General features: G+C 60.2%; 9 protein-coding genes and 1 pseudogene. 4 read left to right on the forward strand and 6 right to left on the reverse strand.

The annotated features are described in order from the left end of the window. Positions 1-246 (forward strand): helix-turn-helix domain-containing protein, encoded by a 246-nt coding sequence (locus tag ACP7AP_RS18695; RefSeq protein WP_426036571.1) that lies wholly within the window; start codon positions 1-3, stop codon positions 244-246. 18 nt (positions 247-264) lie between these two features. Here ACP7AP_RS18695 and ACP7AP_RS18700 read toward each other — a convergent pair whose 3' ends face one another. Continuing rightward, positions 265-735, reverse strand: coding sequence for an Lrp/AsnC family transcriptional regulator (locus tag ACP7AP_RS18700; RefSeq protein WP_426036553.1), 471 nt, complete (start codon positions 733-735; stop codon positions 265-267). 125 nt (positions 736-860) lie between these two features. On the opposite strand from ACP7AP_RS18700, the gene phhA reads away from it, so the two are divergent. The 3 genes from phhA (at position 861) to ACP7AP_RS18715 (ending at position 2,396) form a co-directional block, all read left to right on the forward strand. Next, entirely contained in the window at positions 861-1,649 is a 789-nt protein-coding gene (gene phhA / locus ACP7AP_RS18705; RefSeq protein WP_426036555.1) for a phenylalanine 4-monooxygenase, read from the forward strand. Beyond that, positions 1,650-1,811 carry a hypothetical protein gene (locus tag ACP7AP_RS18710; protein WP_426036557.1) on the forward strand — a complete coding sequence of 54 codons (162 nt, stop codon included), beginning with the start codon at positions 1,650-1,652 and terminating at the stop codon, positions 1,809-1,811. A gap of 141 nt (positions 1,812-1,952) precedes the next feature. Continuing rightward, entirely contained in the window at positions 1,953-2,396 is a 444-nt protein-coding gene (locus tag ACP7AP_RS18715) for a trimethylamine methyltransferase family protein (RefSeq protein WP_426036559.1), read from the forward strand. On the opposite strand, the gene ACP7AP_RS18720 is transcribed toward ACP7AP_RS18715, so the two are convergent. From ACP7AP_RS18720 to ACP7AP_RS18740, 5 genes and pseudogenes are all read right to left on the reverse strand, one after another. Further along, the gene (locus ACP7AP_RS18720; protein ID WP_426036561.1) at positions 2,387-4,249 is read right to left on the reverse strand and encodes an ABC transporter ATP-binding protein; all 1,863 of its coding nucleotides are present in this window, start codon (positions 4,247-4,249) and stop codon (positions 2,387-2,389) included. The two genes, ACP7AP_RS18715 and ACP7AP_RS18720, sit on opposite strands and share 10 nt — an antisense overlap. A 108-nt stretch (positions 4,250-4,357) precedes the next feature. Continuing rightward, complete coding sequence (locus ACP7AP_RS18725) at positions 4,358-4,660, reverse strand: P1 family peptidase (protein WP_426036563.1); 303 nt, start codon at positions 4,658-4,660, stop codon at positions 4,358-4,360. Positions 4,661-4,667: 7 nt separating this feature from the next. After that, positions 4,668-5,450: pseudogene (locus tag ACP7AP_RS18730) on the reverse strand (P1 family peptidase); the annotation flags it as partial. Between the two features lies 1 nt (position 5,451). Next, positions 5,452-6,288: an ABC transporter permease gene (locus tag ACP7AP_RS18735; RefSeq protein WP_426036565.1), complete on the reverse strand. Its 837-nt coding sequence runs from the start codon at positions 6,286-6,288 to the stop codon at positions 5,452-5,454. Continuing rightward, positions 6,281-7,027, reverse strand: coding sequence for an ABC transporter permease (locus tag ACP7AP_RS18740; RefSeq protein ID WP_426036567.1), 747 nt, complete (start codon positions 7,025-7,027; stop codon positions 6,281-6,283). Before ACP7AP_RS18740 ends, ACP7AP_RS18735 begins: the two co-directional genes overlap by 8 nt. Positions 7,028-7,133: the final 106 nt, after the last annotated feature.

Here is a 7,133-nt window from a genome sequence, read left to right on the forward strand (position 1 = left end):
ATGGGATGTTCGGTGCGCTATCTGCACCGGGCGTTTGACGGCGAGTGCGTCACGCTGCAACGCTATATCTTGCAGGCTCGGCTGGACCACAGCCGTCGGCTGCTGTCGCTGGACACCCATCGCAACCGCGCGATTGCCGAAATTGCCTTCCAATGCGGTTTCAGCTCCAGTTCGCAGTCTTCCCGGCAATTTCGCGATCGCTTAAAGATGACGCCGTGCGATATGCAGTTTTCGGGGCTGGCCTGAGATCGCGGCAACCATCTATCAATCAAGCGGTAGTTCGGTGGTCGATTTGATTTGGCGTAGCACGAAACTGGTGGATGCGGTACGCACGATACCAAGCGCAAGCAGGTGGTGCATCAGGAAATGCTCCAGATCCTCGGCATCCCGCGTGACGACTTTCAGGATATAATCGAACCCGCCCGTCACCCGCGCACAGTCGATGATCCGCGCCTGTCCCTGCACGAAACCGTCAAACCGCGCGACGGTCGCCGCAGTGTGCTCGGTCAGCGAAACCTGCACATAGGCCACAGCGCCAAGGCCGAGTTTGCCCTGATCCAGCAGTGCCACATAGCCCTTGATGACCGCAAGATCCTCCAACCGCTTTAGCCGCCGCCAAGCCGGGGACGACGACAGCCCCGCCGCATCGGCCAGATCCTGCGTCGACGCACGCCCGTCGCGTTGCAACACCCGCAGCAGACGACGATCTGCCTCTGTCAGTTCAATTTCCGGCATAAGATTTCTTATTTTGGCAAATTTGTGGAATCAGGTTTCACTTATCTGCCGCTGATGCTGAAATCTGGCAAGTTATTTCTCGGCATCCGTGCCAGATTATTGCAGTGCAGACCTAGGGGGACGCCATGCCAAAATCCACAGATTACGCGGCAAAACTGCCCGACGGCAGCGGACATATTGCCTATGACGCCGCCGAAGACAGCGTCTGGCACGATCTGATGGCGCGGCAGATGCCGTCGGTGCGGCAGCGTATGGCCAGCCCTTATCTCGATGGTCTGGCACAGTTGCAGTTACCAACCGACCGCGTGGCGCAATGCGCCGAGGTCACGGAAGCCCTGCGCGCCGCCACAGGCTGGCGGGTCGAGCCGGTGCCAGCTCTGATCGCCTTTGGTCGGTTTTTCTCACTTCTGGCGGACCGCTGTTTCCCGGCGGCGTCTTTCATCCGGCGGCGTGAGCATTTCGATTACATCGAAGAACCCGACATTTTCCACGAGATTTTCGGCCATGCCCCGCTATTGACCGATCCGCGCTTTGCGGGTTTCAGCCATGCCATCGGACAAGCGGGGATGCGGGCGCAGAAGGTCGATTACGCGTGGCTGATCCGGCTCTATTGGTTCACCATCGAATTTGGTCTGACACGGGAAGATGGCGTGCTGAAGGGGCTGGGCTCGGGCTTGGCCTCCTCTATCGCCGAGTTGCAATGGGCGACCTCGGGCCAGCCGGAACTGCGGCCGTTCGATGTGATCGACATTCTGCGCACGCCCTACCGCATCGACATTCTGCAACCGGTGTATTTCGTGATCGAGGATCTGGATGATCTGTTCGCGGCAGCCCAGCGTGACCTGCTGGCGGATGTGGCCACGGCGCGCGCGCAGGGACTTCATGCGCCAAAATATCCGCCGAAGGCGGTTTGAATGACCCTGTGCGATCTGACGCAGCGCACCTGCGCCCTCTGCCAAGGCGACGGCACGCTGCTGCTGCCTGATCCGGCGGCGATGCTGGCGGGCCTGCACCCCGACTGGCGGTTAGACGGCAGCCGCCTGTTGCGTCGCTTTGCGTTCGAAGGCTTCGTCTAGGCGGTGCAAATGCCCAATCTCGCGGCTTGGCTGGGCAAGAAGATGGCGCATCACCCGGATGTGGGTTTTGGCGGGGGCTGATGCGAGGTTGCGCTGAACGATTTGGGCCTGCGCGTCGGGCAACGCAGGGGTGGCCGACGGGTGCGCCAGAACAGTATTCAAGTCATTCGGACCGCTCTGACAGATGCGGCGGCTTTGAGCTTTGATGCGATTGCCGAGGTGCAGCCGGGCGGCCACTTCTTCTCGGTCGCGCATAGGATGAAGCGTTATCAGACCGCGTTCTACCGCCCGCTCGTGGTGGATCTGTCAAACCACGGCGCTTGGACCGAAGCCGTGGCGCTGACGGCTGACCAGCGGGCGACAGCGATCTGGAAGCAACGGCTTGCCGATTTTACCCCGCAAGTGGCCTGTGACGCGTGGCAGATCGGCTTAACGGGTTCGTGCAATCTAGCAGTTAATCCTGTAGTGCGCCGCCCGAAGATTGAGGGCCTTGCTGCGGATCGCAGGCTGAGACGGTCAGATTTTGTGTACAGATCTGAATATATAGTCATCACTGTACACAGAGATGGATATCCTCAGCGATAGCCTGCCGCCTGCAACTCAAACAGCTCCGCATAGCGGCCCGATTGCGCCAACAGTTCCGCATGGGTGCCGGACGATTCAACCCTGCCATCGGCCAGCACCAAAATCCGGTCGGCCATCCGCACCGAACTGAAACGGTGCGAAATCAGGATGGCGGTTTTCCCGGCGCTAAGCTCCTTAAAGCGCTGGAACACTTCAAACTCTGAGCGCGCGTCCAAAGCAGCGGTGGGTTCGTCCAAAATCAGCACCTCGGCCCCACGCATGTAGGCCCGCGCGATGGCCAGTTTTTGCCATTCGCCCCCCGAAAGCTCGACCCCATTGCGAAAGCGCTTGCCGATCATCTGATCATATTGCTTCGGCAGCCCCTCAATCACCTGATCGGCCAGACTGCGCCGGGCGGCGTCCACAATGCGCGCGCGGTTGTCGCGTTCCTCAATCCGGCCCACCGCGATATTGTCGGCGGCGCTGAGGTTGTAGCGCATGAAATCCTGAAAAATCACCCCCATAGCCCCGCGCAAACCGTCCAGATCATACTGGCGCAGATCATGGCCATCCAGCGTGATGCGGCCTTCGTCGGGGTCGTAAAGCCGCGCCAGCAGCTTAACCAGCGTAGTCTTGCCCGCACCATTTTCGCCGACCAATGCCAAAGTCTCGCCCGCGTGCAGGGTGAAATTCAACCCCCGCACCGCCCATCGCTCCGCTCCCGAATAGCGAAAGCCGACACCTTCAAACACAAAGCCTTGGCGGATCGGGTTGGGGAAGGGCAGGGCATCGGGGGGCGATAAAATCTCGGGCTGCACCTCGAAAAAGCTAAACAGATCATCGAGATACAGCGCTTGTGCTGCGGTTGAGGAAAACGAGGTCAGCAGCCCCTCCAACAACCCACGCAGCCGCAGGAAAGAGCCTGACAGAAACGTCAGATCACCCAAGCTTAACTGCCCCGCCAAAGTGCCCGCGATGATCCAGGCATAGGCCGCGTAATAGCCCAGAGTGCCAAGTGCCGTCAGTATGCCGCCCCACAAAGCCCGCTTTTGCGCGATCTTGCGGCTGGCGGTGTAGAAGCTTTCCGACAACTCGCGGTAACGCTCGGTGAGAAAGCCGTTCAGGCCGAAGATTTTGACTTCCTTGGCAGATTCCACACTTGCCGCCGTCTGGCGGACATAATCCAGCTCACGCCGTTCCGGGGTTCTGCCAAAATCCAGCGAATAGGTTTGGGCGTTGAAATGCGCCTCACCGATAAAGGCCGGGATCAGCGCCAACGCCAAAAGCAGGATCAGCCACGGATTGAAGATCACCAGACCAGCGGCAAAGGTCGCGACTGTCAGCAGGTTCTGCATCTGGGTGAACAGCAGGCCCATCAGCGTCATCCGCCCGCTGGCCTGCCTGCGCGCACGCTCCAGCTTGTCCTGAAATTCGGCATCCTCAAAATCTTCCAGATCCAGCGTCGCGGCATGTTCCATCAGGCGGATCGACGACGACATCGTCAACCGATCTGACAGCAGCGTATCGACCAGACCGACCACCCGGCCCAGCACATCCGACAGGATCGCCAGCGTGAATTCGGCCAGAACATAGCTGATCAACAGCCCCAGCGCCGCGCTGTTCCACCAGCCCCACAGATCAACGGGATGGCCCGGCAGGGCCGACAGCCGCACCACCTCGTCGATGATCAGCTTGCCGATCCACAAAGCCGCCACCGGAAGCACGGCGCGGATCAGCCGCAACAGCATCGAGATCAGCATCAGCGCGGGGCTGGCTTGCCACACCAGCCTCAGGAACGGCCCGATGTTGCGCAGGGCCGAAAACCGCGCGCGCAACGAGGCTGGGGCAGGGGGCAGACGCGCAGAACTTGCCAAACTTGGATCTCCTTATCCCCACAGCCAGTTTGGCAGAAGCCAGCGATAGGGAAAAGGGCGAACCGCGTGATGCAGGATCACAGGGTGTTGGGTTTGCCCGCGCCGCCGTCAGGCCGGATGGAAAATCGCCCGCAAGCGATCAGTGTCAAGAGCGCGGCAAACATACCCGGCTGGCTTGAAGGTCGCCACATCTTCGCCCGCCACCATCGCGTTGACGATGGCCTCCTCCACCGCTTGCACAGAAGCCAGATAAAGCGGGTCGATATGCTCGCCGTTCAATTCCTGTTTGCTCAGCACGGCAGGCGCGAACTGCGGCACCGGCCCGGGGTTGGCGGTCGAAAACGCCATGAAAATATCGCCCGAGTTGTCCCCCCCCCGGCGTGCCCCCCCGCCCAATGCCAATAGCTGCACGCTTGGCCACCTGCCGCAGCGACAGCCCGGATAATGGCGCATCCGTCGCAACGATCACTATGATCGAGCCCATTTAGGCGGAATAGAGCGAATTCTCTTGCATCAACTGCCCAACCGGGCGGCCCAGAATGCTCAGCCAAGGCCGGATGCCGTGGTTGGCTTGCACCAAGGCGGCGACGGTGTAGCTTTGCCCGCCAATCTCGATCCGGCGCGACGAGGTGCCCGTGCCGCCCTTGAACTCGTAGCAGATCATGCCGTTGCCGCCGCCGGTGGACCCCTCGGCCACCGGCCCAGTGCCGGCGTTATTCAGCGCCGCGATGGCATGTTCAGGCTGCACATGCAGCGCGTTGATGTCGTTCAGCACACCGTCATACGTCTCGGCCACCACCGGCATCGCCCAAGCGTGATGGTTCTGGAAATAATCGGCATAGGTGTCGATCATCCAGCGCGTCGCCCCCGTATGCACCGCCCCCACCCCATGGGTGTTGGTGATGCAGATCGGCCCGACGAAATAGCCCGCATCCTGAATTCAATGCGTGCCCGTCATCTCACCATTGCCGTTCAAGGAATACTGCCCCGCCCAAACTGGCATCGGAACAGAACCCGGACGCGGCAGAATGGCAGTGACCCCGGTGCGCATGTGGCAGGCAGGGTCGGTCAGGGTGCAAAACCCCACCGCGACGCCGGGGACATCGGTGATCGCATTCAGCGGGCCGGGCGTGCCGGGAAATGGCAAGCCAAGCTCACGCGCCCGAGGTTTCTGGGCCGGGTTCACAATAGTATCTTTCATGTCATTCCGTCTTTCTGGCGCGCAGCCATAGGCCCAAAGCCGCGATCACGATCAAGGCCGCGATCATCATGGTTGCGATGGCGTTAATCTCTGGTTTCACCCCCCGGCGCACCATGCCGAAGATGAACACCGGAAGCGTGGTGTTGTCGGTGCCTGCGACGAAATAGGTGATCACCAGATCATCCATCGAGATCACGAAGGCCAGCAGCGCCCCGCCCACAATCCCCGGCGCCAGTTGCGGCAGCAGCACCTTGCGCAACGTCACCCATTCCGAGGCCCCCAGATCGGCAGAAGCCTCCTCCAGCGCCGGATCAAGCCCCGCGATGCGCGCCTGCACGATGATGAAGACGTAAGAGGTCAGGAAGGTGCAATGCCCGATGATGATGGTCAGCATCGACAGGTTCATCCCGATGGTGACAAAGAAAATCAACAGCCCGATGCCCAACACAATATCCGGCATCATCATCGGCAACATCAGGAAGCCATTGTAAAAGCCTTTGGCGGCAAAGCGGTAGCGGGCCAGCGCTATGGCCGTCGCGGTGCCGATCACCGTGGAAATCGTGGTTGTGATCGCCGCCACCATCAACGAGGTGCGCAAAGCCCGCAGCATCTGATCGGTGCTTTCGATATAGACGGCGCGGTTGTTGGCATCTGCCACACGGCCACCTAACCCCAGCAGCCCACGATACCAGTCGAAGGTAAAATGCTCCCAGATCATCATGTTGACCGGGTTAGAGTTGAACGAATAGCCGATGATCACCAGCAAAGGCGCATAGATGAACAGAAAGAACAGCAGCGAGAACAGCGTCAGGATGGCCCAGCCCAGCGGATTACGCATTCTGACCTCCCTTCCGTTTGGCTGCGGCCATTGACCCCAGCAGCACCGCCAACACCACCGCCATCACGATCATCGACAGCGCCGAACCAAACGGCCAGTTGCGCGCCGACAGAAACTGTTGCTCGACCAGATTGCCGATCATCAATTCCTTCGCGCCGCCCAGCACATCCGGCACGATAAAGTTGCCGACGGAAGGAATGAACACGATCACCGCCCCGCCCAAAATCCCCGGCAGGGTTTGCGGCAGCACCACTTTCAGGAAGGTCTGAACCCGCGTCGCCCCCAGATCCATCGACGCCTCAATCAGCGCGCGGTCCAGATTGTCGACCGCCGCATAGAGCGGCAGAAACATGAACGGCACCATGACATAGACCATCCCCAGCACCACGGCGGCGGGGGTGTAGAGAATTTCCAGCGGCTCGGAAATCACACCCGCGCTGATCAACACCGTGTTCAAAATGCCAGAAGGTTTCAGGATCAGCAGCCATGCATAGAGCCGCACGATCAGGCTGGAGAAGAACGGCAACGTGATCAGGAACAGAAACAACATCCGCCAGCGGTTTGGCAGGCGGCTGACCCAGAACGCCACCGGGTAGCACAGGATCAGGCACAGCAAGACTGTCAGCGCGGCAAAGCCAAGACTGCGCGCGAGGATTTGCAGATAGATCGGCTCATAGACCTCAAGCACGTCATCGGCCCAGCCAAAAATCCGGCCATAATTCCGTGTGTTGATTTTCACCCAGAACTGAGCCGGTTAGGCGCATAATTTTCACTGAGAACTGAGCCATGTGAACCTACCCCCAAAGCGGAGAGCAGTGGGGGCAACGGAGTGATCCACATGGGAC

Source organism: Cypionkella sp. TWP1-2-1b2 (assembly GCF_049896245.1).
Classification (GTDB): Bacteria; Pseudomonadota; Alphaproteobacteria; order Rhodobacterales; family Rhodobacteraceae; genus Cypionkella.